The organism is Oribacterium sinus, assembly GCF_963537195.1.
Taxonomy (GTDB): Bacteria; Bacillota; Clostridia; order Lachnospirales; family Lachnospiraceae; genus Oribacterium; species Oribacterium sinus_A.
In genome coordinates this window covers 35,382-60,292 of sequence record NZ_CAUTEG010000004.1, presented here as the reverse complement: position 1 = coordinate 60,292, position 24,911 = coordinate 35,382, and the positions used below count along the sequence as shown (strand labels likewise).

23 protein-coding genes are annotated in these 24,911 nt (G+C 40.4%); all 23 read right to left on the bottom strand.

Features of this window, described 5'->3' with window-relative positions:
* Positions 1-791 (bottom strand): EpsG family protein (locus RYL27_RS01485; protein WP_314964738.1); only part of this gene is annotated, 791 nt, incomplete at its 3' end.
* Between the two features lie 17 nt (positions 792-808).
* Positions 809-1,666 (bottom strand): glycosyltransferase, encoded by an 858-nt coding sequence (locus tag RYL27_RS01480; RefSeq protein ID WP_314964736.1) that lies wholly within the window; start codon positions 1,664-1,666, stop codon positions 809-811.
* A gap of 55 nt (positions 1,667-1,721) precedes the next feature.
* Positions 1,722-2,519, bottom strand: a complete 798-nt coding sequence (locus RYL27_RS01475) for a hypothetical protein (RefSeq protein ID WP_314964734.1) — start codon at positions 2,517-2,519, stop codon at positions 1,722-1,724.
* 521 nt (positions 2,520-3,040) lie between these two features.
* Entirely contained in the window at positions 3,041-4,267 is a 1,227-nt protein-coding gene (locus tag RYL27_RS01470; protein WP_314964732.1) for a glycosyltransferase family 4 protein, read from the bottom strand.
* Positions 4,268-4,277: 10 nt separating this feature from the next.
* The gene (locus RYL27_RS01465; RefSeq protein WP_314964731.1) at positions 4,278-5,330 is read right to left on the bottom strand and encodes a GNAT family N-acetyltransferase; all 1,053 of its coding nucleotides are present in this window, start codon (positions 5,328-5,330) and stop codon (positions 4,278-4,280) included.
* A gap of 108 nt (positions 5,331-5,438) precedes the next feature.
* Positions 5,439-5,897, bottom strand: coding sequence for a GNAT family N-acetyltransferase (locus RYL27_RS01460; protein WP_314964729.1), 459 nt, complete (start codon positions 5,895-5,897; stop codon positions 5,439-5,441).
* Positions 5,884-6,564: a sugar transferase gene (locus RYL27_RS01455; RefSeq protein ID WP_314964727.1), complete on the bottom strand. Its 681-nt coding sequence runs from the start codon at positions 6,562-6,564 to the stop codon at positions 5,884-5,886. The genes RYL27_RS01460 and RYL27_RS01455 overlap by 14 nt, the downstream gene beginning before the upstream one ends.
* 1 nt (position 6,565) lies before the next feature.
* Positions 6,566-7,849 (bottom strand): DegT/DnrJ/EryC1/StrS family aminotransferase, encoded by a 1,284-nt coding sequence (locus RYL27_RS01450; protein WP_314964725.1) that lies wholly within the window; start codon positions 7,847-7,849, stop codon positions 6,566-6,568.
* A 2-nt stretch (positions 7,850-7,851) separates the two neighbouring features.
* The gene (locus RYL27_RS01445; RefSeq protein ID WP_314964723.1) at positions 7,852-9,894 is read right to left on the bottom strand and encodes a polysaccharide biosynthesis protein; all 2,043 of its coding nucleotides are present in this window, start codon (positions 9,892-9,894) and stop codon (positions 7,852-7,854) included.
* 144 nt (positions 9,895-10,038) lie between these two features.
* Positions 10,039-10,515 carry a hypothetical protein gene (locus RYL27_RS01440; protein ID WP_314964721.1) on the bottom strand — a complete coding sequence of 159 codons (477 nt, stop codon included), beginning with the start codon at positions 10,513-10,515 and terminating at the stop codon, positions 10,039-10,041.
* Positions 10,516-10,665: 150 nt separating this feature from the next.
* Positions 10,666-11,646, bottom strand: coding sequence for a translation initiation factor 2 (locus RYL27_RS01435; protein WP_314964719.1), 981 nt, complete (start codon positions 11,644-11,646; stop codon positions 10,666-10,668).
* Position 11,647: 1 nt separating this feature from the next.
* Positions 11,648-12,103 (bottom strand): DUF4869 domain-containing protein, encoded by a 456-nt coding sequence (locus RYL27_RS01430; RefSeq protein ID WP_314964717.1) that lies wholly within the window; start codon positions 12,101-12,103, stop codon positions 11,648-11,650.
* Positions 12,104-12,243: 140 nt separating this feature from the next.
* Entirely contained in the window at positions 12,244-14,877 is a 2,634-nt protein-coding gene (gene ppdK / locus RYL27_RS01425; protein ID WP_314964715.1) for a pyruvate, phosphate dikinase, read from the bottom strand.
* 173 nt (positions 14,878-15,050) lie between these two features.
* The gene (locus RYL27_RS01420; protein WP_007157052.1) at positions 15,051-15,752 is read right to left on the bottom strand and encodes a response regulator transcription factor; all 702 of its coding nucleotides are present in this window, start codon (positions 15,750-15,752) and stop codon (positions 15,051-15,053) included.
* 71 nt (positions 15,753-15,823) lie between these two features.
* Positions 15,824-16,870 carry a sensor histidine kinase gene (locus RYL27_RS01415; protein ID WP_314964713.1) on the bottom strand — a complete coding sequence of 349 codons (1,047 nt, stop codon included), beginning with the start codon at positions 16,868-16,870 and terminating at the stop codon, positions 15,824-15,826.
* A gap of 27 nt (positions 16,871-16,897) precedes the next feature.
* On the bottom strand, positions 16,898-18,019 hold the full coding sequence (gene glf, locus RYL27_RS01410; protein WP_314964712.1) for a UDP-galactopyranose mutase: 1,122 nt from the start codon (positions 18,017-18,019) through the stop codon (positions 16,898-16,900).
* A 143-nt stretch (positions 18,020-18,162) separates the two neighbouring features.
* The gene (locus RYL27_RS01405) at positions 18,163-18,606 is read right to left on the bottom strand and encodes a MarR family winged helix-turn-helix transcriptional regulator (protein WP_007157055.1); all 444 of its coding nucleotides are present in this window, start codon (positions 18,604-18,606) and stop codon (positions 18,163-18,165) included.
* Complete coding sequence (gene trxB, locus RYL27_RS01400; RefSeq protein WP_314328032.1) at positions 18,607-19,521, bottom strand: thioredoxin-disulfide reductase; 915 nt, start codon at positions 19,519-19,521, stop codon at positions 18,607-18,609.
* A gap of 289 nt (positions 19,522-19,810) precedes the next feature.
* Entirely contained in the window at positions 19,811-20,119 is a 309-nt protein-coding gene (gene trxA, locus RYL27_RS01395; RefSeq protein ID WP_304070416.1) for a thioredoxin, read from the bottom strand.
* Positions 20,120-20,255: 136 nt separating this feature from the next.
* A complete protein-coding gene (locus RYL27_RS01390) occupies positions 20,256-21,263 on the bottom strand; it encodes an ORF6N domain-containing protein (protein ID WP_314964709.1) in 1,008 nt (335 codons plus the stop codon).
* 92 nt (positions 21,264-21,355) lie between these two features.
* On the bottom strand, positions 21,356-22,072 hold the full coding sequence (locus tag RYL27_RS01385; protein WP_314964707.1) for a regulatory protein RecX: 717 nt from the start codon (positions 22,070-22,072) through the stop codon (positions 21,356-21,358).
* A gap of 77 nt (positions 22,073-22,149) precedes the next feature.
* Entirely contained in the window at positions 22,150-23,277 is a 1,128-nt protein-coding gene (gene recA / locus RYL27_RS01380) for a recombinase RecA (RefSeq protein ID WP_304070410.1), read from the bottom strand.
* Positions 23,278-23,646: 369 nt separating this feature from the next.
* Complete coding sequence (locus tag RYL27_RS01375) at positions 23,647-24,897, bottom strand: hypothetical protein (protein WP_314964705.1); 1,251 nt, start codon at positions 24,895-24,897, stop codon at positions 23,647-23,649.
* Positions 24,898-24,911: the final 14 nt, after the last annotated feature.

Here is a 24,911-nt window from a genome sequence, read left to right as displayed (position 1 = left end):
AAATATAATATGTATTTATGAAAAGTAAAAGAATCAATTTTATTGAGAATATTCAATAACGCATTAAGAACAGGAAAAACAAATATTGTTGTAAAATGCGTAATATAGAAAAAGAATGCAAGTAAAATCATAAAAAGAGCCATTCTTCTTTTTAATATAAATTTACGACTGTATAAAGTTAATATGCAAAAAAAAGCAATCCATGCGGACTCATGAAACAAAGTTCCCAAAAAGCAAAGTAGCAATGCGTTCTTTCTGGACTTATCTAATACGCAATATGCTGCTATAACCATTGTTATAGCGAGCCCCTGTCTAAGCACTATAAAACTATAGTAAAAGCCAATAAATGCAATATATAGCACATAAGAAATAAGCGCAGTATTTTTATACACTTTTTCCTTCATTATAGTTACATAAACCGTAGTAAGATTAAAAATTGCAATTAGAAAGAAAAATAAAGGATATCCGGCACATAAAAGCCTTGCTACAAATTTTGCAAAGAGTTCAAATAGAAATCCATATGTTCCATCTGCAGCAAATAAAGCTAAATTTTGGATTTTTTCATACCAGTTTATATATACAATTGTATCATATGATTTCACACTCCTAGTAGCACATAATAAACCGATCACAGTTGACACAATAATCTGCATCATAGCTACTGTTCGAATATTTATTTTTATATTATATTGCCTACTTATAGCAGTTATTCCATTATTGCAAGTAGGGTATTTTGAAAATAGCAGAAGGAAAATCCCAAAAAGATATAACAAAAAAAATACTATACTCATTTTACAATCTCCAGCTCTTACTCTTTATTTCTGATAAGCTTTAGAGCATCATTTCTACCTTGTTTTCTTGCATCTAACTTTTTTTGAAAATCACTCTCTTTTTTTATACTAAGCAAACTTATCAAATAAGAAATCTCTTTTTTTATGCAAAAAATAGGATCCACCATGAAATATTTATAAAGAATATAATAATGATTTCTAGCAATATAATAATGCCGCTTTACAGAATGTTCAAATATAATCTCGCCATTTTCACATGACTTTATATCTCCAATAGAATGTGTCATAATAGCATCTCTAGCTATTGCTAATATATATCCTGATTTTCTTAGCCGCAAACTTATATCAAAATCTACTGAGTCTATAAAAAGATTACTATTAAATCCACCTATTTCCCTTAGTGCACAGGTTTTTAAAAGGTTCCCTGACGTAATCAGATATCGTACTTTTTTTAACTTCTTAGATAAAATTTTCTTCCCATAGTTAGCTCCGACAGAATCGTATCCACTGTTAATTCCTTCAAGAAGCTTTTTAACACAATCTTTTCCAAGCAAGGTATCTTGATCCATTGTAAGAATCAATGGGAATCCTAAAATAATGGCTTGATTCAGCCCTTGATTCAATGCCTCTGCTTGACCTTTATTTTCTTTATTTTCAATAATCGTCAATAAACTATTTTTTTTATAGCTGTGTAAGGCCTCTAAAAAACACTTCTCGGAACCATTATCCACAATAATAATATGTGCCACCTGTGGAAGTATACTGTTTATGGTATTACTCAATGCTTCGCCATTATAGCTAACTACCACAGCTACTATGTTCTCTTTTGAATAATATACTTTATCAGCTTCATTACAAGAACCAGATTTTTTCATTGTTCACTCCCACCACTCAATTTTCTATAGCAAATACAAATATTGCACCTTTTTATCAGTAAAATTCATTGAGAATAACTTTTATCGATTCTCTCCAAAGAGAAAATCGTTTTTTATAGTCAATACTTCCAGTAACTGTACTCTCATAATGTATCACTTCCAACGTGCTATCATAATAACATTTCATTCCATTTTTTATTAGTAACTCTCCAATACAGGATTCTTCACTATATAACAATGCCCGGTATGTATAATCTGCTATTAATGATATAAATTTCCTTGTGAATATCATATATGCGCCATGAGGAGAATACACAATACAAGAATCCTTTTTCAGCTTAGGTTTTTGCTTCCTTTTAAGCAAAGATAGTTGTAAATATAATCTTCCTAAAGTAGGAAATTTGAAAATGTAATAAAGTCTTTTCAAATGATTCTTGTCTATACGGTTTAAGTAATGGGGATTCTGATAGCTTTTATCATTAGAAGAATAAATGCTCGGAGCGATAGCCCCAATATTTTCGGGATATTCTTTATGGGATAATTCATAAAAAAAATTCTTCTGTGAATAATCAATATCTGTATTAGACAATATTACATAATCATATTTTTCCATCTCTATATTTCGAATTGTAAAAAGCATTGCATTAAGGTAGCCAATATTCTCTCCATAATTAATAAATTTACATATGGATATCCTCATTGAATTAAGTTTATTTTCCAGTTCGACCACTGAGTTTTCGGTATCTTTATTCACAATAACTACGATATCCAACATTTCATCAGAAATTGCTGCTACATTAGTAATATATGATTCAACTTCTTCTTTGTTATCGTAGTAAATGATAATATTCAAACACTTCATAGTTCATATCAGCCTTTTCTCATATTCCCGGAACCATTTGTAATACTTCACTTTCATCTGATTCCTAGTTTCAAAACCTACATTTTTATCAATAATCTTGATAGAATTTAGGCATACTTCTATTTTCAAGAATTAATATTTGGATTATGTTGCATTACATAATTAGCATTTGCATATCTCATACACTACATACGATCCAAAATTTTATATTGATTTTTTCTTTTATCAAAAATACCTGTAGACTATTCCCTTAAATCCAGTCCTGATTATCATTCCAAAGTCAACTGTGTTTTATTAGAAAATACCCTTTAGCAATAAACATGTATTCGCTTTATCTCGTTTTCTCACAATTTATACGGTATTTATTAACAAAGCGCATATAACTAATGTTTAACAATGTGCAAAAGTATAAATAATAATTCTTATATTAATTCTCTTATACTTCTATCTATAGAAGCTACATCATCATACAATGCATACCTGATTTGATTTCTTTTTGAAGATATATTACACTAATTTTTGTATGCTCTTACAATAGCGTTATAAGCTACATCCGTTACATAATTACGTTTCAAACAATTCCTTGCATTCCTTGACTTCTCTTGTAATTCATCTTCTATCTGGTTTGATTCAAAGATTGATGAAATAAGATTTCTAAATTCTTGAGGATTCTTACTTTCTACCCACCATCCAAAATTTTCTTCCATAATTATTCTACCCACATCCGTATTTATATCGGTAGCTGCTATGACAGGGAGTCCATAATTCATGTAATCCAACAAACGAGATGGAAAGTTAGGAATGGTAAATCTATAATCTAAAAATAGTAATCCAACATCACAAGAGGCTACCAAGCAAGAATACTCTTCATAAGGTAATAAACAATCTATTACAGTCACATGCTTAGGGTTGACATTTTTAATGTATAAATCTATTTTAGAAAACTCGGTTCCTGATCCACATAAGATAAAATGTACAGCTTCTATATCAGAGCATCTATCGATTGCTTCAATAACATAATCTACATTCTGCGGCTTTCCAAAGTTTCCACCATATAAAAGTAAGTATTTATCTTTTGGAATTTTATATTTCTCTAAAATTGCATCATCTCTACGAATCTCAGTCTCATGCACAAAATCTATAGTGTTAGGGCAAAGCTCTATTTTATCTTTTGCAATTTCCCTATTATTTTTTAAAATAAAATCTATATTGGCATTTGACATACATCCTATTTTATCCGATATACTATATAACTGTCGTTCAATACACTTAAAATACCTATATACAATCCCTTTCCATCCTTTCCGAGACAAAATACCAATGTCAATAGCATTTTGCGGAAATATATCTTTTAGGAGCAAATAGGTATAAGCGTTATACTTCTTTTTTAATTCTGAAACCAAGCCTGCTATGGTAATAGGAGGGGTAGTATATAAAATCAAATCAAAGGATAATTGGCTCCAATACTTATCTATCGCCTTTTTGTAAAGATATCCTAGTGTCAGAGTGGAAATCCCTTTTTCAATCAAATTGGTTTTTGTAATATTCCCCACCCTGACTCTTAATACATTGATTCCTTCCTCAATTCCAAGCTCAGTGGCTCGACCATTTCGTTTTTCCAGTGCGCCTACCACATATACTTTATGTCCTTCTTTTGCAAACTTCTTTAATAAATCGGTATAGGCTCCACTATGACTAAAATTATATACTGCACCTATCGTTAAAAATAATATTCGCATTAATTTCACCTTATGCTCTATACTGAGGAAAAAACGCTGCTTCTTTACATGTTGGATTATCCTTTATTCTTAAATTCAACAAATAATCATATGCTTCCCTATTAAATATTTTTCTGCCAATATAAAAATCCACTATACCTCTTGGCGCAAGGCATGTTTTATATTGAAATATTCCGTCATCAGTACCATAACCTCCACCAAGAACAAAGTTTTTCAATCCCTTTTCTTTTGCCCATTTAATAATCTCAAATTTCAAAAAGTCATTTGGTCTTAAATCATAGTACTCTTTGTAAGTCCCTCCAAGATAGGAGTATGCATTTTCTGCACCATATAATACCAATTCAGTCGAAATTATCTTTTCATCCTGAAGGACATGAAAATACATAATATTATCTTTCATTCGATTTATACACTCATAAAATTCCTTTGAAAAGTAGAAACTGTCCTGTGCGTTGTTACGATCCATGGTTGAATAATAAATATCCAAAAAGTCTTTTAAATGTGCATCTGTATTTTCAATGATAATCTCCAATCCATTTTCTCTAGCTCTTTTTACATTCTTTCGAACCTTCTGTTTAAAGTCCATCCATAAATCATCGATGGGCAAGTCCAAGCTTCTTACCACATTGTGTGTTCTTGATTCTATTTCACCATCGTAGTACTTGTAGTAATCTTCCAAAAGCTCAAAACGAACAAATTCACATATATAGCCATTTTGAAGACAATAATGATTATATTCTTCGTTTAGTGAAGAATAATCAACTATATTTCCTAAAAAACCGCCATACCCATACGGCGAAATTAAGTCAAAATAGCTATTTTCTTTGATCTTATTTTTAAACTTATCATCCTTAGCTATATCCCGTTTAAATACAACATTTATAGCCCTTTCATCATTATTTTCATAATACAAAAGGATGGGAATTCCGTTTTTTTCTTCTTCCCTCATAAAAGCTAAAACATATTCATTAAGGTAAAAAACATCATAGTTGGAAATAGACTTAACAGTATTATTCCAACGCTCTTGCTCGTGAACATTGATTTCCGTAATTCCTTTTTTCATAAAATTATTCCTTAGATTTTATAATTTTCCCCAACTCGTAAACCTTCTTTTTAAGTCCTATGCTATACCAATATCTAAACATACAGTTTTAAGCATCTGATTATCAACTTAACGAATATCTTTTTTTAGTAAATACCTTTCTACTTGATATCCATTTTTCTGATAAAAGTTTACTGCAGGAACATTATTTTCAGTTACGAACAAATCCATACCATCGTAATTATGCTTTTTTGCATATCTTTCTGCTTCATCCATCAAAAGTAAGCCTAGACCTTGATTTCTCATTTTTTTTGAAACAGCAAAGCTCGCTACATGTAGTCTTTTTTTATCGAATCTGTCTATTGAATGACACCATATCCATCCCAAAACATCATTGTCTTTAATCGCTGTAAAAACAATTGCAGAACCATCTGAAATATATTCTCCCAATTTAGAAATTTTTTCTTCATAATACTCTTCTTTAATTATGAATTCAGGGAAACTAATACTCATTGCCTCCCTAATTAATTCCTTTATAGAATCTTTGGTTTTATCAAAGTTAAGCTTATCCAGTCTAGTGATTTCCATTTTTCCTCTCTTCATCAAAATCTTTTATCGTGTATTTTCCGTCCGTAGTAATATCTGAATGCATTATCACTTTTTTTATGGTTTTAAAAACTATTTTAATGTCCCCAACAAACGTAATCTTACTTACATACTTGCAATCAAGCGCAAATCTTTCATCCCAACCAAGATAATTCCTTCCGCTTACTTGCGAAAGTCCGGTCAGGCCCGGCTTTACTGCATGACGCATTCTTTCCTGTTCGGTATAAAAAGGAAGGTATTTTACAAGAAGAGGTCTTGGTCCAATCCAAGCCATATCCCTAAAAAGTAAAATATTAAATAAGATTTCCGGCAATTCATCCAGGCTGGTACTTCTCAGCTTTTTACCAAACTCGGTAAGTCTTTCCTCATCGGAAAGTTTGTTTTCACCTTCCTGAAGCATGGTTCTGAACTTATATAATTTAAAAATCTTTTCTTTTCCAGTTCGAGGATCAATTTTCCCCGGCCGATCTTGCGTATATAGTATCGGTGACCCAAGCTTGACTCTAACTAAAACAGCAATTATTATATATAGCCACCAAAAAAGTAGTACAAAAACAAATGCAAATAGCCACCCTAACACTGGCTTTAGGATGGCCTCATATAATCCATAAGGTCTATGTTTTAAATAATCACAATCCAATTCAGACATTTTACTGAAAGCACCTCTTCATAACTTCAATAATTCTATCTTGTTCTTCTTCCGTCATTTTATTATCCGAAGGTAAACACAGCCCTCTTTGAAAGATATCCGCTCCGACATCTACTATTTCTCCTTCATCAATATAGGCATTTGTCCGACCGCGTCCATTACCCTGACGTGTTACAAATGCATTCATTCGGTAAATCGGCTGCATATGCATCGGTTTCCAGATGGGACGACTTTCTGCATTAATTGCCGAAAGCATCTCCATGATTTCTTGCGGATTTGTTTTTCCTTCTTGAGACTGATATAAATACTCCCTCTCCCCTCGTACAATCGGAGACATTGCCTCTTTATCAATTAAAAGACAGCTGAGCCAGAAATTAGGCACACTATTCTCTGCATCATAAGGGTTCATCGTAATGGGTAAGTCTTTAAGTCCTTCCTTGTATCTTCTATAAATCTCTCTTTTTCTTGCAATATGCTCATCCAGATAAGGAATTTGTCCTCGTACTACTCCGGCTATTACATTAGACATCCGATAATTATATCCAATTTCTTCATGCTGATACCATGGAGCATCTTCTCGAGACTGGGTACTCCATTTTCTTACCTTATCTGCATCGTCTTTGGAATCTGTTAAGAACATTCCACCGGAAGAGCCTGTAATGATTTTATTGCCATTAAAGCTAATGGCATTATAGTCACCAAAAGTCCCGGTTTCTTTTCCCTTATAGCTTGCACCAAAGGATTCTGCTGCATCCTCAATAATGAGAGCATTGTGTTTTTGGGCGATTTCCAAAATCTCGTCCATCTTTCCGGGAGTTCCATAAAGATGAGCCAGTACGATTAATTTCACATCCGGATAAAGTGAAAAAGCTTTTTCTAAAGCTAGGGGATTCATGTTCCAGGTATCCTTTTCCGTATCAATGAAGATAGATTCCCCGTCCTCATAGGCCACAGGATTCACGGACGCATCAAAGGTTAAATCGGAACAAAAGACTTTTTTGCCTTTTAGCGTTCCTTCATGTGGTCTTGCCTGTCCGTAAAGCTTCTCTCCGGCAAGCTTTGTTGCAAGATGAAGCGCTGCCGTTCCGGAAGAGAGCGCAACCGCATAGCGGCATCCTATTCTTTCTGCAACCTGTCTCTCCACCTCATTGATATTCTTCCCTACAGTAGACATCCAGTTGCTCTCAAAAGCCTCTTTCATAAATGCCAGCTCTTCTCCGTGCATAGTAGGAGAGCTTAGCCAAACTTTCTTTTCAAAAGGCTTTATGCCATCCAGTGACTTCATTCTTAAACACTCCTTTTTTCTATTTCCGCCGGCTTATAGGTTCCCACAATTTCCTTCACCATTTCCCGGATATCGTCCTTGTTCTTATAGGCCGCTTCCATCAGGTCGTCCACCTTCCCCAGGAAGGCATCAATATCGAAACTCAGCGGCTTTCCGATATGAATACGCTCGTTGGCGGTGTTCTGCAAGCCCTCCTCCGCCATCAGCTTTTCTTCGTATAGCTTTTCTCCCGGACGAAGTCCGCTGTATTGTACCTTGATATCGATATCCGGCTTAAATCCGGAAAGGCGAATCAGGTTTCTGGCCAGGGTATCAATCTTTACCGGGCTTCCCATATCTAAGACAAAGATTTCTCCCCCCTTAGCGAAGGTTCCCGCCTCTAAGACAAGGCTTACCGCCTCAGGAATGGTCATAAAGTAACGGATAATATCCGGGTGAGTTACCGTTACCGGTCCGCCCTTTTCGATTTGCTTTTTGAAAATGGGAATGACGGAGCCGTTGGAGCCCAGCACATTTCCGAAGCGTACCGCCACGAATTCCGTCTGAATATCCTGGAACACTGCCCCCGTGCCGTCTTTGTCCGCATTCTCCATGCCCTTATGGGTGAAGAGCTGTGGGATGTCCTGCACTCTGCCTGCCTTAATCTTATTGTCAAAGGCCTGAATAATCATTTCGCAAAGTCGTTTGCTGGCTCCCATGATATTGGCAGGATTTACCGCCTTATCCGTGGAAATCAGCACAAAGCGCTTACAGCCGTTCACCATGGCCGCATAGGCGGTTTTGTAGGTTCCCAAGGCATTGTTCTTAATACTTTCGCAGGGGCTGTCCTCCATTAAGGGCACATGTTTATGAGCCGCTGCATGATAAACGATTTCCGGTCTGTACTCCTTAAAAATCTGGAACATTCTCCGGGAGTCTCGTACGGAGCCGATCAAGACCAGTAAATCCAACTCCGGAAAATTTTCCCTTAGCTCCAGCTGGATATTGTAGGCATTGTTCTCATAAATATCGAAGATAATCAGCTTCTTAGGACTGTGGCCTGCAATCTGCCGGCAAAGCTCCGAGCCGATGCTGCCCCCTCCGCCGGTGACCAATACCGTCTTTCCGTTAATAAAGGAAAATACCTCCCGAAGATCCACCTTGATCGGGTCTCTTCCCAGCAAATCCTCCACGGAAACTTTTCGCATGGCGCTGGCACTGACCTGTCCGGTAACCAGCTGGTACATTCCGGGAAGGTTCTTCAGCTCACAGGTGGTTTCGTTACAGATTTGCAGAATATCTCTTCTTTGAGAAACCGTAGCGGAAGGAATGGCCAGGAAGATTTTATCCACGGCAAATTTTTCCACCGCCTCCAAAATGCTTTCTCTTCCTCCCACCACAGGGATATTGTCAATCAGTCTTCCCCACTTGTTTTTGTTGTCATCGATAATACAAACTACCGCCCCGTCCACTTCTCCGGAGCGTTGAATGTCACGAATCAGCATTTGCCCGGCAGAACCTGCTCCGATTACCATAATCCGATGATGACTTTTCTTGTTATTGACCTTTCGAAGAAGCAGGATAAAACGATAGGAAAAGCGAATGCCCAGTACTGCCAGATACTGCAAAATCGCCCCGATAACGTAGTAGGAAATCGGCATTCTTCCCCACAAGAGCGTGATGCCGATGATATGAAAGACGGAGCAAATGACGGTGGCCATGCTTACCCGAAGAAGCTCGGAATAGCTGGCAAAACGCCAGATGCTTTTATAAAGCTTTAAAAACCAAAAAACCGCCAGTGACCCAAGAATATAGAAGGGAAGAAACGCTTTCCAACGTTCTATATATATTGTGTCAATGGTGCTGTAGCGCAAATCATAGCGAAGCCAAAGGGCAATCAAATAGGAAAAGCTGAGGGCAAGGGAATCATAAAGCATCAGTCCTAAAGCAATGATATGCCAATGCTCTAATCGAAAACCCTGCCCTCTCTTTTCTCGTTGGGGTACTTTCCCCCCATCTTGATTATCTATATTCTCGCTAGATATCTTGTCCTTAGTATTTTCCATGAAGAATGATTTCTCCTATTGCTACAGTCCTTGTACGTGTTGTTAAAAAGTTCTGCTGCTCTTTTTCTCGGGCGATGAAACGAAAACCTTTATTTCTTGCTCTAGGTATTTCTTCCCGCTCCGGTAAATTCTTATTCTTTTTTCTTACGCAGTGAAGGGGAAGCTCTCTCCCGGCTGCACGGTAACATCCTCCACTGTCTCTTCTCCCTTGGTGATTACATAGTGTACACCGTATTTTTGGAAGAAGCTTCCATAGCTGTCGTCTGTGGACTTACTATAACGGAAATCCTGTACCGCCGCCGCATTGGAAATCTCCCGCATCAGCTGATCCAGGAAAATGGTCAGTGCTTCATTGCTGACATTATCCACTATCTCTGCATGAACTTCCACCATATGGGTATCATTACTTCCGGAAATCGTCAGATTCTTTACAAAAGGGAAATCCTCAGGATCCATGCTCTCTATCACATCGTCAGAAATCTGGTCGAAATCGATAAGAATGACTTGATCTGCCGCTGCCGTAGTCATAACAGGAGCAGAATTCACTCCGTACTTGGGTTTGCAGGAAGCTAAAGATAACAAAGCCATAAGGCATAAAAGACAAGCTCTCTTCTTCAACATGAAATCTCCTTAAAAATTAATATCTTAATGTATTTTTTCTCTATTCTTATGCTAAAGCAGTATAGCATTGAACAGCGTTTTTAGCAATTTTTTATGAATCAGATTCTCTTATCTTAGAGACTTTATAAGAGCACTATTATACTGATACATCTATTCTTTAGCCAAGCAGATTGGTGCCATTGCCTCTAACACTTTTTGAACAACCTTATCCTGAAGATAAAAGTCCTTAAGATTAGACTTGTCATAAGGATAAGGGGAATCTTCTGTTTCTTCCATTAGTAAATCTGTAAAATATCTTTCCCAGCTAAAGTATTTTTCACTTTCAATATAATTTTCCGCTTCTTCAAGCCTTTTACGAATAAATGGTTTATTTAAAATATCCGCATACAATAAAAGCCATTCAAAAGATTCCGGAAGATAGAGTTTGATATTTGAATTTCCTCTAAGTAATTGAGAAATATGAGCCATTTCCGGTCCAAATGCTGCTCCATCCGCTATTACCAAAGTTTCCTTCTGCTCTTTATTAAGCAGCCTTTTCTGTAAAATCCCTAGAATATTAGACTTTCCATCTGCACTTTCGCAGCAAATCCCCCTTGTCATGGCAACTTGTGAAAAAAAGGTAAATCCTGCTTGAGAATCCTCCGTCACTAAGGACTTTACCAAAAGCTTTCCGGGATTTGTCTCCGAGTATATCTTATAAAACAGGTTATATACCTGCCTTGTATCCATATATCTTCCCGAACAATGAATCCCGTATATTTCTTCCACGGAGTAGGGTAAGGCAGGTAAATTTTCTCTGGTAATCAGCACATAATAATTATTGGAATTACGAATTCTTTTTGCAAAATCCTTAGTTTTCAAAAACCTACTGTCCTCATCAACAAAGACTATGGAATCATGGATATTTTCCAACGTCTCCTGCCAGTATTTTCCGGATAGCGCTACACAGGCCTTATCGCATTGAATTTGCACGCCAGAATCCTTGCCAAGATTTCCATATTCTTCAATCATAGAGAACAGCGTTGTTTTTCCCGTAGCACTATCTCCTCGGATAATAGTAATATTTCTTTTTATAGAAAATGCAAATCGAATCCGCTTATTTTGTATAACAATGTGGTGCATTCCCTTCATTTTAGAAGTCCTCCAAAGGAATTTTAATAGCTTCCTCTAAATACGCATTGTAGCTTTCTACCATTTTGCCGGTATTTAAGATAAATGCGGAAAATCCTTCCACAGTGCTAAAATCCATGATGTGATGCAAATTAATTGTTAAATCTTTATGAGACGCAATGGTAGAAATCCACTTGGCGCAATTATCTCCGCAAGCCGATCCATTAAAGATATGTCCGCTGTTATCAAAAGCCATCAGCAAAAGGGTCTTGACTCCCCCGGAAAGCCTTTCAGGGGGAATCGGTCCCAATATCGGACTCTCAATTAGATGGCTACTAACCACCTTGGATTGATCCACATCTTCTATCATTACCTTTGCCAAGTCCTCTTCCAGCCACTCATCCTCATATTGATTGTTAAAGTATATTGAAGGCGTATAAATTGCATTTTCCATTTCTCCGAAAAAAATCTTTAACAAAGCACTTCCTCCTAAGCTAGAGTCTTGACCATACGATTCTAAGCTATCCTATCACATTTTCCTTAAATCTTGAATTTAAGTTTTTCTTATTCACAGTAATAAAAAAGACGCATCCCTTAAAGGATACGCCTTTTTATCTATTACTTTCTTGGATTCTTAATCTGCGCCTGTGCTGCAGCAAGACGTGCTACCGGCACACGGAACGGAGAACAGGAAACGTAATCCAGTCCGATATCGTGGCAGAACTCAACGGAAGAAGGATCTCCACCGTGCTCACCACAGATTCCTACGTGTAAGTGCGGATTTACAGGCTTTCCTAACTCGATAGCCATCTTCATCAGCTTTCCTACACCAACCTGATCCAGCTTTGCAAATGGGTCAGACTCAAAAATCTTGTTGTCATAGTAAGCATTCAGGAACTTTCCTGCGTCATCTCTGGAGAAGCCGAAGGTCATCTGGGTTAAGTCGTTGGTTCCGAAGCAGAAGAAGTCTGCATTTTTCGCAATCTCATCCGCAGTAAGGCAGGCTCTTGGAATCTCCACCATGGTTCCTACCTGGTATGCAAGATTTACGCCGGCCTTCTTGATTTCCTCGTCAGCAGTCTCTACAACCACCTTCTTAACAACATTGAACTCCTTCACTTCGGAAGTAAGAGGAATCATGATTTCCGGATTCATCTTCCAATCAGGATGCTTCTTCTGTACGTTGATTGCCGCACGGATAACTGCCTTGGTCTGCATAACGGCAATTTCAGGATAGGTAACAGCAAGACGAAGTCCTCTGTGTCCCATCATGGGGTTGAACTCGTGCAGGGAAGTGATGATATCCTTGATTTCCTGTACGCTCTTGTTCTTTGCCTTAGCCAGCTTCTCGATTTCCTCTTCCTCCTGTGGAACGAACTCGTGAAGAGGCGGGTCTAAGAAACGGATGGTAACAGGATTGCCCTCAAGTGCCTCATAGAGTGCCTCAAAGTCTCCCTGCTGGTAGGGAAGAATCTTCTCTAATGCTTCTTCTCTCTCTTCCTTGGTGTCGGATACGATCATCTCACGGAAAGCGAAGATTCTCTCGGGATCGAAGAACATATGCTCTGTACGGCAAAGTCCGATTCCCTCTGCACCAAGCTCTCTTGCCTTCTTAGCATCCTGTGGAGTATCTGCATTGGTACGAACGGCAAGCTTTCTGTACTTGTCAGCCCAAGCCATGATTCTTCCGAACTCTCCGGCAATAGAAGCGTCTACTGTAGGAATCAGGCCGTCATAAACATTTCCGGTAGAACCGTCTAAGGAAATGAAATCTCCCTCGTGGAAGGTCTTTCCGCCTAAAGTAAACTTCTTATTTGCCTCGTCCATGACAATGTCGCCAAGTCCGGATACGCAGCAGGTTCCCATTCCTCTTGCTACTACGGCTGCGTGAGAAGTCATACCGCCACGAACGGTCAGGATACCCTGTGCCACCTTCATTCCGGTGATATCCTCAGGAGATGTCTCCAAACGAACCAGGATTACCTTTTCTCCACGTGCTGCCCAAACTTCCGCATCGTCAGCAGTGAACACAACCTTACCGCAAGCAGCTCCGGGAGATGCGCCAAGTCCCTTTCCAAGAGGAGTAGCTGCCTTTAATGCCTTCTGGTCAAACTGTGGGTGAAGAAGGGTATCTAAGTTTCGAGGATCAATCATAGCAACTGCCTCTTCCTCGGTACGCATTCCTTCATCTACCAAATCACAAGCAATCTTTAATGCTGCCTGAGCGGTTCTCTTACCGTTTCTGGTCTGCAACATATACAGCTTTCCGTGCTCTACGGTAAACTCCATATCCTGCATATCTCTATAGTGCTTCTCTAAAATCTGACACACTTCTGTAAACTGCTTGAAGGCCTCAGGGAACTTCTGCTCCATCTCATTGATGTGCATAGGAGTACGAACTCCGGCTACTACGTCCTCTCCTTGTGCATTGGTTAAGAACTCACCGAACAATCCCTTTGCTCCTGTTCCGGGGTCTCTGGTAAATGCTACACCGGTTCCGCAATCGTCACCCATGTTTCCGAAAGCCATGGACTGAACGTTTACAGCGGTACCCCAAGAGTATGGGATGTCGTTGTCTCTACGGTAAACGTTGGCTCTTGGGTTATCCCAGCTTCTGAATACCGCCATAATAGCCCCGTAGAGCTGCTCCTTAGGATCGGAGGGGAAGTCGGAACCAATCTTGGATTTGTACTCTGCCTTAAACTGCTCAGTCAACTCGTGTAAGTCTTCTGCAGTAAGGTCAACGTCCTGAGTAACGCCCTTCTTAGCCTTCATCTCATCGATAAGCTCTTCGAAGTACTTCTTACCTACTTCCATAACTACATCAGAGTACATCTGGATAAATCTTCTGTAGCAGTCCCATGCCCATCTTGGATTGTTGGACTTCTCAGCCAAAACTCTAACAACATCTTCATTTAAACCAAGGTTCAAGATGGTATCCATCATACCCGGCATGGAAGCTCTTGCTCCGGAACGAACGGACACTAACAATGGATTCTCATGATCTCCAAACTTCTTTCCTGTAATCTCTTCCATCTTAAGGATGTGTGCGTCGATCTGCTCACGAATCTCGTCATTAATCGTCTTGCCATCCTCATAGTACTGTGTACAAGCCTCGGTAGTAATGGTAAATCCCTGAGGAACCGGTAAACCGATCTTGGTCATCTCCGCCAAGTTCGCTCCCTTACCACCCAAAAGCTCACGCATGCCTGCATCACCTTCTTTGAAAAGGTAAACCCATTTTCTTGCCATTGTGCATCCTCCTTAATCGATTAGGGAAAATGGAAAAAATTTTTTTCATTCCCGTCATTTGAAGTAATTGTCAGATTGTTCGTGATAAAATACGAAAATCATACTCCGTCATTATAAACAAGAATAAAATGATAGTAAAGGGAGGAAACAGGTAAATTCAGCTTTTCTATTTCCTATGCTTTAAAGCGATACCCCACACCCCAGATTGTCTCGATGTATTGAGGCTTCACTGCATTTTCCATCTCAATCTTCTCACGAAGCTTCTTGATATGTACGGTAACAGTGGCAATATCTCCGATGGACTCCATTTTCCAAATCTCCTGGAACAGCTCTTCCTTGGTGTAAACCCGGTTGGGATGGGCCGCAAGAAAGGCTAAAAGATCAAACTCTCTAGATGTAAAGGGCACCTCTTCTCCGTTTACAAACACTCTTCTGGCGGTGGTATCAATCTTCAAACCCCGGATTTCAATGATTTCATTTTCTTCCTTGCCGCTATCCCGAAGTCTTGTGTATCTTGCCAAATGGGCCTTTACTCTGGCCACCAGCTCGCTGGCGGAGAAGGGCTTGGTCATGTAATCATCCGCCCCAAGGCCTAATCCTCTGATTTTATCGATATCGTCTCTTCTTGCCGAAACCAGCAGGATGGGGATATCCTTCTTGCTTCGCACCTCCTGCGTAATGGAGAAGCCGTCTCTTCCCGGGAGCATCAAATCCAGAATCAGAAGGTCATAATTTCCTTCCAAAGCCTTCTTTAAGCCCTTTTCTCCGTCCCCCTCGGTCTCCACCTGAAAGCCGGACAGCTCCAAATAGTCTTTTTCCAGCTCTGCGATGGAGGCTTCGTCCTCCACAATCAAAATTTTCTTCTTCTCTTCCATAGAATTTCCTTTCTTGCTTCCGTATTTTATCTTTTTCCCTTTTTCTTCTTTTGGGAAATGCTTTAGCTGCCTTAATGGTTTCTTGTTTGGGGAAAGCATTTTCGTAATACAAAATGAATGCTTGTTCCCTCTCCCAATTCGCTCTCCGCCCAGATTCTGCCACCGCTATCTTCGATAATCTTCTTTACGATGGAAAGGCCAATGCCGGAACCGCCGGTTTCCGTATTTCTGGCGGCATCTGTTCGGAAAAATCTTTCAAAAATATTGGGTAAATCTTTTTTTTCGATTCCCTTTCCGTTATCGGAAATCTCCACCTCTACGAAATCCCCCGCATCGGAAAGCACGAAGCGAATCTTCGGATCCTTCTTATCCATATATTTAATGGCATTGGAAATGATATTGTTCAGCACCTTTCGTAGCTGCTCCGGATCCGCAATGACCTCCACGGATTCTTCCAGCAGAAAGTCCGTTTCGAACCTGTAGCCCATGGCATCCAAGTCCATCGCCACCTCCACGCTGAAATCCTGAAAATACTCCAAGGCGGGAAGCTGACAAAAATGATAGGGAATCCTGTTGGTTTCTATCTTGGCGTAGTAATTCAATTCGTCAATCAGGCGATTCATCTCCACTGCCTTATGGTAAATGGTTTGGATGTATTTCCGTTTTTTCTCCTCGGTGGAGGCTACCCCATCCAGAATTCCCTCCGCATATCCTTTGATAGAGGTAATGGGAGTCTTTAAATCATGGGCAATATTGGTGACAAGCTCCCTGTTTTCCTGCTCGTCCTTTAACTTTTCTTCCTGATTCTGCTTTAGGCGAATCCGCATTTTCTCGAAGGCCTGGGTCAGCTCTCCAAACTCATCGTGGCTTTCCGCCTCCAGACTGAAGTCCAAGTCTCCGTCTCCGATACGTTTGGCTGCGTTTTTCAATTCATCCACCGGCTTCACAATGCCGTTATAAATCCAAGCAATAAAGAACAGTCCCGCAAAAATCAGGATAAAAATCCCCTGACTGATTCGAAGAATCTTCAGAAAGGAGAGGTAAAACAAGAGGATGGGCAAAAGGGTGGTTACCACAAATCCTACCGCTACACGCCCCATAAGTCCTATGGGTTTCATTGTTTCCTCCTTTCCGACAAATACCGTTTATCCTAAATGCTTTTTGGAAAAGTCCAGGGCGGAGGCAATAACCATATCCATGTCATAGTATTTGTACTCTCCCAGGCGGCCTCCGAAAAGTACCTTCTCTTCCTTCTCGGAAAGCGCCTTGTACTTCTGATACAAAGCCTGGTTTTTCTCATCATTTACCGGGTAGTAGGGCTCTTCTCCCCTCTTCCACTCCGCACTGTATTCCTTGGAAATGATGGTTGTGGGAATATCCTTTCCTTCCAGATCCTTTCCGAAGGTAAACCACTTATGCTCTATAATTCGAGTATAGGGGCTTTCTTCATCGGTGTAATTCACCGCGGCATTTCCCTGATAATTCTCTATAGGAAGCTCTTCCACCACGAAATCCACCTTCCTGTATTCCAACTCTCCCAAGGAGTACTCGTAAAAGGCATCAATAGGACCGGTAAATACAATCTTCTCCGCCTTTTCCATCCACATTTCCCTATTCTCAAAGAAGTTTTGAGACAGCTCCACGGGGATATCGGAAAGAATATTTTCCACCAGCTTGGTATAGCCCGCCTTGGGAATTCCCTGATATAGGGCATTAAAGTAGTTGTTGTCATAGGTTAGACGTACCGGAAGTCTTTTGATAATGGAAGCCGGAAGATCCTTACAATCCCTGCCCCACTGCTTTTTGGTATAGCCCTTAATCAATTTCTCATAGATTTCCCTTCCCACCAAGGAAATAGCCTGCTCTTCCAGATTCTTAGGCTCGCTAATTCCCGCGGCCTTTCGCTCCGCCTCAATTTTTTCTTTCGCTTCCTCCGGGCGGATTACCCCCCACATCCGATTGAAGGTATACATGTTAAAGGGCAGAGAATAAATCTCCCCCTTATAATTGGCTATAGGGGAATTGGTGAAGCGGTTAAATTCCGAAAAGCGATTCACATACCGCCAAACCTCTTCATTGTTGGTATGGAAAATGTGAGCCCCATAGTGGTGAACCATGATACCATTTTTCTCGTAGCTGTAAACATTTCCCCCGATATGATTCCTTTGGTCAATGACCAGAACCTTCTTCCCCCGTTCCTTTGCCTCTCTAGCAAAAACAGCGCCAAAAAGTCCCGCACCCACTACCAGATAATCAAACTCTGCCATCTATTCCTCCAATCTTGTCTCGAACTGTACACTGCTCCCTATTTTACCAAAGCTTTGGGAAGAACGATAGCGGAAAACAAGTCAACTGACAAAATCTTTACTCTATTAGTCGCTAAACAAAAAACAAAAAAGAAAGGAGGACCTTAGTCCTCCTCCAATCCCTCTAAGGTTCTATGTAATAATTTCTTCAATACCTGCATCTCTTCATCGCTTAGAGAAATGCATGACCGCATTCCCTCCGGAATGGACAGGGCTTTCTGCTTTAGTGCCTCTCCCTCTGCACTAATGCGTACACAAAGGGCTCTCTCATCCTCCTGATTGCGAGAGCGTGTAAGCAATCCTTTTTGCTCCAATCTTTTTAAAAGAGGCGTCAAGGTTCCGGAATCCAGATATAGGGCTTCTCCCAAATCCTTTACCCGCACTTCTTTTTTCTCCCAAAGCACCATCATGGCAATATATTGGGTATAGGTCAGATCCAAGGGATCCAGAAATGGCTTATATTTTCTTGTGACCTCCTTGGCACAAGCATAAAGAGGAAAACAAAGCTGATTTTCCAGTCTCAAACTTAAGTCGCGATCTACTTTCATTTATAGTCCTTTTTCGTTGATATAGCTTACTGCTGCAAGTCCTGCCACTGCACCGTCGGAGGCTGCTGTTGCCAGCTGGCGGATTGCCTTGGTTCTGCAATCTCCTGCGGTGAAAATGCCGGGAGTCTTGGTTAAGGTACTTTCTCCTGCAGAAATGTATCCCTTACCGTCTAATTCCACCAGTTCAGAGAAGGCCTGATTGTCCGGCGCCTGTCCAATGGCAACAAACAGACCGTCCACCTTCAGAGTTCTTTCCTCTCCGTTCTTATTCTCTACCACAATACTGGTTAATCCGGAAGCATCACTTTCCAGCCTCTTTACGGTGGAATTCAAAACCAGCTCTACATTTGGCTTGGAGGTCAAACGATCCACTTCTGCCTTGTCCGCTCTGAATTCGTCTCTTCTGTGAATCACATAAACCTTCTGCACATAATCGGAAAGGAAGGTGGCATCCTCTACTGCTGTGTTTCCACCGCCGTTTACTGCTACCACCTTGCCACGGTAGAACATTCCGTCACAGGTTGCACAGTAGGAAATGCCCTTTCCCACCAGCTCCTCTTCCTTTTCCACGCCAAGGCTTCTGTTCTTGGCACCGGTAGCAAGGATTACGGTTTTTCCCTCGTAGCTCTTGTCCTTTGTCTTTACTTCCTTAAACTGTCCCTTATCTTCGATTCCCTCTACCTTTTCAAAAGCAAACTCTGCTCCCAGGTTTTTCGCCTGATTATAGAGGTTTGTGGCAAATTCAAAACCGGAAATCTTCTGGATTGCCGGATAATTTTCAATTTCCGGAGTGTTGATAATCTGACCGCCGTATGAAGCCTGTTCTAAAACCAATACGCTTTTTCCGGCTCTCAGTCCGTAAATGGCTGCGGATAATCCTGCTGTTCCCGCTCCCACAATGATAATATCATGCATTGTTTTTCTTTCCTTTCTATCTTAATCGCTTCGCCTATTTTATTCTTTTATAAGTCTTATTTTCCCTGTTTCTGCGTTTCTGCTTCTACTTCTCTGTTTCTGCTTTTCTGTTTCTGCTTTTCTGTTTCTGCACTTCTTAAGCTTTATTTTTCGTTTAGTTATAAGAAAAGGGCGACCGCAGTCACCCTCTCCCTTCCCCTAAGGGGCTTTCTATCTTTAGACCCAAACTACTCTTTTTCCTGAAAGAACGGACTGCTTGCCTTCTTTAAAGAAAATATGCTCCGTTAAATTACTTTAAAAGATCTAAAACCTGATCCTTCTGAATAAATCCTGTATTCTGCTTGTATACCTGGCCATCCTTAAATACGATTAAGGTTGGGATAGCGCGAACACCGTAGCGAGCCATCAAGTCCTGCTCTTCATCGGCATTAACCGCATATACCTTAAAGCCCTGTGCCTCAGCTGCAATCTCTCCGATAATTGGAGAAAGCATCTTACAAGGTCCACACCAGTCTGCCCAGAAATCCACTAATACCGGCTCCTTAGACTGTAGTACCTTCTCTTCAAACTCTGCTGCAGTAATATTTGGTGCTGACATATTCATTCCTCCTTGAGTATTTATAAAAGTGATTATTGATTTTCTTTACGTGTTTGATTGTACGCAATTAAATAGACTGTGTCAAGTTTTCATTTCTAAAGAGTTTATAAAGTACAGACAGCCCTCCTGTATAGCATTAAATTTGTAAGTCTGCATTATTTAGTATTCCTTTAAACAAGCCATGATACATATCTCTTAAAGGCTCTTCTATTTTGGATATTGTAGATATTTTATTTCCTACATCTTTCGAAGATGCTCCACAAAAATAAAAAGCTTCATGATTTGTACCATAGTCAATAGCAAGATATCTATCATGATACATTGTTCCTACGTTTTTTATTTTCAATTGGATGTTGGGATAATCTTGTCTGAAGTCATTTAAAATACTCTGCGTGAGCATATCCTTGTTTTTCAAATTTTCGCTAAAGACTATAATTTCAACATTATCTTTAGCAGCTCTCAATAATTCCAATGTTTTTAGACCTATGTAGTTATCAATTAAGAAAATGCTTTTCTTTGCAGACTTATATACTGTAGTATAGGCAAGATCAGCTTCAATCTTCTCTCCGTTCATCAGCAGAAAATGTTTATAGCTATTCGGATCTATAAAGTTATCCATTACTTTTTTAAAGTCTTCCTTTGATGCCAAAGTGCTTATCTTATTATTAAGTATTGCTATATCTCTGGTATTCTGTGTCGTCTGTGCTGCTACTTGTATAAACGCTTTGGCATCGATAAACTCACTGTTTTCAACAAGGAAATCCTTCATCTGCTTAAACATTCGTATCAATGCCTTGCTTTGTTTTGTGGCAAGTTCCCCTTTTAACACAGTCATTAGCATATAAATTCCTTGCTCTGTAAAAGCGTAGGGGAGATATCTTCTACCGCCGGATCCCTGCTCTGATTTTGAGGTCGAATTTTTCGACCTCAAAATTTCCCACTCATCTCTTGTGAGTTGAAACAGAAAATCTTCATCAAACTTGCCAGCATTGTTTTTCACTTGCTCATTAAATCTCTTCGTAGAATAACCATATATTTCAGCAAGATCAAAATCAAGCATAACCTTTTGATGTCTAATATTGAAGACCTTTTTCTTAATTGTATTTTCATCTATTACAATATTTTTTTCTTTTGATTCCTCCATGAACTTCACCTTCCGATATACTTTATCTGTATTACTCTAGTGATAACTTCTCACTTAGTTTTGAAAATATATCCTCTATTGTTTATAGTTTTCTACTCCTCCTGCTGCAAATACTCCTGAATCATACTGTAAGAAAAGCCCTTTCGAAGGAGGGAGGCCGTAAGCTTCTGCCTCTCCTTCCAATCCGATAGATCCATGTTTCTGCTTTTTTTCTCCAGCCAACGCTTTAAAGCAATTCTTTCCGGATCAGTTTCTCTTTGCTCTTCAAAGGAACTTTCCTCTCCCTCTTCTCTATGTTTTCTTTGATAATCCTCCATGGCTTCTCGAATCACAGAGCCGTCAACGCCTCTACCATAGAGCTTAGTCTGTATATCCTTTGCGGAACGGCGGTGAGCATTTTCCTCCAAATATTGCATACAATAGCGATAGTCATTGATGTAGTCGTATTCTTTAAGAAAGGAAATGGTTCTCTCTATAATTTCTTCTGTATAATGCTCGGACTTTTGCAGTTTTTCCCGAAGTCTCCGTTCGGTCTTTGCTGCCCCTGTTAAGAGATAAAGGCTTCTTTCTTTGCATCGGTTATAGAGCCTTTCCTCTTCGGAAAGACTTTCTCTTCGTAAGGGATTCCGGACAATTTCAGCAAGTTCAGTATCCTTCAAAGAAAAAGCAATGCCCCTCGACTCGCTGTCTTCCTGCTTCCTTTCTTCCCGTTGTTCTTCTTCCGCTTCCTCTGCCTTACTTTCTTTATTGCTACTTTTCTTTCTCACTGCCTGTTCCCGAAGAAATTCCTCCGGATTCCATTCCTTCAAGTTGTTCCTCCTTTTGTCCACTCTGTATAAAGCTTTAGGAAAAAAGAGGGAGTCCGCACTCCCTCTTCAAACAAATCTTATTCCTCTGCGTCCTCAGCCAGGCTAACCGTAAGATCCATATCCTCATCCTCCGGAACAAAGGCCAAAACCTCTTCCAAATAGGGGTCTTCCTTCAAACCGTATTCTTTACGAAGTTGAATCTCCAAATCCGCCATGATTCTGGGATGACTCTTTAAGAAGGCCTTGGCATTCTCACGGCCCTGTCCGATCTTATCCCCGTTATAGGCAAACCAGGCACCACTCTTCTCAATCATCTTCTTTTCTACCGCAAGATCCAGGATTTCTCCTTCCTTGGAAATACCGGAACCGAAGCTGATGTCAAACTCCGCATTCTTAAAGGGAGGGGCAATCTTATTCTTGGAAATCTTCACCTTGGTACGGGCTCCACTGAAATCTCCGTCACCGGTCTTAATGCTTTCTCCCTTTCGGATGTCCACACGAACAGAGGCATAGAACTTTAACGCGCGTCCACCGGTGGTAGTCTCCGGATTACCAAACATCACGCCGACCTTTTCTCTTAACTGATTGATGAAAATAAGGATACAGTTGGACTTGGCGATAATAGCGGTAAGCTTTCTTAAAGCCATAGACATCAAACGAGCCTGTAAGCCCACATGGCTGTCTCCCATCTCTCCGTCAATCTCCGCCTTAGGCACCAATGCCGCCACGGAGTCCACAACCAAGATGTCCATCGCACCGGAACGAACCATGGTCTCTACAATATCCAAGGCCTGCTCTCCGGAATCCGGCTGTGCCACATAGAGGTTATCAATGTCCACGCCGATAGCCTGAGCATAGCGGGGATCCAAAGCATGCTCCGCATCAATAAAGGCCGCGATTCCTCCACGCTTTTGTACCTCTGCCACTGCATGAAGGGCAAGGGTAGTCTTACCGGAGGATTCCGGACCGTAGATCTCGATAATACGCCCTCTTGGGAAACCGCCTGCCCCAAGAGCAATATCCACGGATAAGGAACCGGTGGGTACTACGGAGATGTCCTTATTCACTCCGGAATCTCCCAGCTTCATCACGGAGCCCTTTCCGCAATCCTTTTCAATCTTGCTGAGAGCCGCATCCAGCGCCTTTAACTTTTCATCCCGATCTTCCAATGCTACTACAGGAGCCTTGCTTACTTTGTTTGCCATGATTTTCTTCCTTTACTTTTTGTATTGTTACTTGGACCGGTTTTCGCTTCTTACCGGACTACTGTTCTTTCCCTTTATTTCTTCATTTTTTGCTTGCCGAGAGATTATATCATAGAACATACATTCTGGCTATTGGAATTTTTCTTCAGCTTCTTCCGTTATAACACAAAACACTCCAATCTCCTATACTCCACATTCGGATAAGCTTTTCTTAAAAAATACGCTTCGAATTCCCTGTTCGGAATGCCTGTTTATCATAAGGCTTATCGTAAGACTTTCTATAATGCTTTCCATAAAATCCTTATGCGTATGTCCAATGAGATATCCCACACTACCCGTGAGATACTCCTTAAGAAAAAAAGAGAGGGATTACTCCCCTGTGGAAAGTATCCCTCTCTCGACCGCTTCTTCGTATTGGAAGACCGCCTGATTATAATCCAGTTTTGCCTGAGCAGCTGCATTTTCCTTGGATAAGGCTTCTAAGGATAAGCCTTGGAAATCTGCCCTTCCCAAAAGTCCCAAAGCATTCATCCGCTCTGCTTTTTCCTTTTGTAAACGGGAAAGCTCTGAAACGGATTCTGCCGCATTTAATGCCGCTTCCGCTTCGCTAATATTCCGTCTGAGCTCCTCCATGGAAACTCGAATCTGCTGTTCTTTTTCCTTTTGACTCTGTTTCTTCTCCGTCCAGCCGGTAATGTTATTATCCTTAACGCGGAGAATACTGCCCAGTTCACTGTTATGACTTAGGGCGGAATCAATGTCCTTTCCCCAGTCTCTTGTTGACAGATAATTTCTTGGATAGTCGGGAATGGCTTCGAACTGAATATTAGAATAGGTATTCATGCTCCAACCAAGGCTCAGTCCCATATTTCTCTTCATGCTTTCCAGACCGTCCTTAGCCTTTTGTAAATCCGACTGAGCACCGTCCAAGGCAAGCTTTGCCGCGCTCACATCATTTGCCGTAGCCTGTCCGAGGCGCGCCTGTCTTTCCGTCTTTTCTAAGCCTGCCTGTAACATGGCCACTCTTTTTTCCAGCATTGTCTTATTGTTTTCCAAGGAAATGGCACTGAAATAAAGATTTTGCATACCGTCGCTTAAGAGCTTTTTTCCGGTATAAAATCCGGACTTCACAGCCTTTTCCGTCTTGGCTTCCGCCTTCTTCATGCTTTTTTCCGTCTCGGAAAGCTGCACCAGGCCTTGGTTCACCTCTGCCAGACTGCTGTCTATATCCGGTAAAATCTTCTTGCTGTTCTTTACCTTTTCTAACTGATTGATCTGGCTTTGCAAAAAAGCCTTGGTCGTAGGATCTGTGGTATCCTGCTTCTGCTCCTTTAAGCTGTCAATGCTTTCCTGCAAATTCGCCAGTATATCAGCCTTTTCGTCCTTTACCGCCTTCTGTACGGAAGCCATATCGCCGGTGCTTTGCGCCAAAGCATCCTGCTCCATCTTGGCCACGGTACTGAATTGGTCCACAAGATCCGGGATTTCTCTGAAGGAAATGATGTTGTCATTTACATCCCAAGGCTTCTCCTCCGCGAAAGCAGGGAAACTTTGACAGAGAAGCCCTAGGCTCAAAGCCAGAGCAAATGCGGATTTTATCTTATTCTTTTTCTTCTCCATAAAAGATTCAATGT

What these genes read in the sequence shown, in the direction of transcription:
- RYL27_RS01480 (WP_314964736.1), bottom strand. Translation starts at nt 1,666, where the DNA reads ATGAAAAAATCTGGTTCTTGTAATGAAGCTGATAAAGTATATTATTCA.
- RYL27_RS01470 (WP_314964732.1), bottom strand. Translation starts at nt 4,267, where the DNA reads ATGCGAATATTATTTTTAACGATAGGTGCAGTATATAATTTTAGTCAT.
- RYL27_RS01465 (WP_314964731.1), bottom strand. Translation starts at nt 5,330, where the DNA reads ATGAAAAAAGGAATTACGGAAATCAATGTTCACGAGCAAGAGCGTTGG.
- RYL27_RS01460 (WP_314964729.1), bottom strand. Translation starts at nt 5,897, where the DNA reads ATGGAAATCACTAGACTGGATAAGCTTAACTTTGATAAAACCAAAGAT.
- RYL27_RS01455 (WP_314964727.1), bottom strand. Translation starts at nt 6,564, where the DNA reads ATGTCTGAATTGGATTGTGATTATTTAAAACATAGACCTTATGGATTA.
- RYL27_RS01450 (WP_314964725.1), bottom strand. Translation starts at nt 7,849, where the DNA reads ATGAAGTCACTGGATGGCATAAAGCCTTTTGAAAAGAAAGTTTGGCTA.
- RYL27_RS01445 (WP_314964723.1), bottom strand. Translation starts at nt 9,894, where the DNA reads ATGGAAAATACTAAGGACAAGATATCTAGCGAGAATATAGATAATCAA.
- RYL27_RS01440 (WP_314964721.1), bottom strand. Translation starts at nt 10,515, where the DNA reads ATGTTGAAGAAGAGAGCTTGTCTTTTATGCCTTATGGCTTTGTTATCT.
- RYL27_RS01435 (WP_314964719.1), bottom strand. Translation starts at nt 11,646, where the DNA reads ATGAAGGGAATGCACCACATTGTTATACAAAATAAGCGGATTCGATTT.
- ppdK (WP_314964715.1), bottom strand. Translation starts at nt 14,877, where the DNA reads ATGGCAAGAAAATGGGTTTACCTTTTCAAAGAAGGTGATGCAGGCATG.
- RYL27_RS01420 (WP_007157052.1), bottom strand. Translation starts at nt 15,752, where the DNA reads ATGGAAGAGAAGAAGAAAATTTTGATTGTGGAGGACGAAGCCTCCATC.
- RYL27_RS01415 (WP_314964713.1), bottom strand. Translation starts at nt 16,870, where the DNA reads ATGAAACCCATAGGACTTATGGGGCGTGTAGCGGTAGGATTTGTGGTA.
- glf (WP_314964712.1), bottom strand. Translation starts at nt 18,019, where the DNA reads ATGGCAGAGTTTGATTATCTGGTAGTGGGTGCGGGACTTTTTGGCGCT.
- RYL27_RS01405 (WP_007157055.1), bottom strand. Translation starts at nt 18,606, where the DNA reads ATGAAAGTAGATCGCGACTTAAGTTTGAGACTGGAAAATCAGCTTTGT.
- trxB (WP_314328032.1), bottom strand. Translation starts at nt 19,521, where the DNA reads ATGCATGATATTATCATTGTGGGAGCGGGAACAGCAGGATTATCCGCA.
- trxA (WP_304070416.1), bottom strand. Translation starts at nt 20,119, where the DNA reads ATGTCAGCACCAAATATTACTGCAGCAGAGTTTGAAGAGAAGGTACTA.
- RYL27_RS01390 (WP_314964709.1), bottom strand. Translation starts at nt 21,263, where the DNA reads ATGGAGGAATCAAAAGAAAAAAATATTGTAATAGATGAAAATACAATT.
- recA (WP_304070410.1), bottom strand. Translation starts at nt 23,277, where the DNA reads ATGGCAAACAAAGTAAGCAAGGCTCCTGTAGTAGCATTGGAAGATCGG.
- RYL27_RS01375 (WP_314964705.1), bottom strand. Translation starts at nt 24,897, where the DNA reads ATGGAGAAGAAAAAGAATAAGATAAAATCCGCATTTGCTCTGGCTTTG.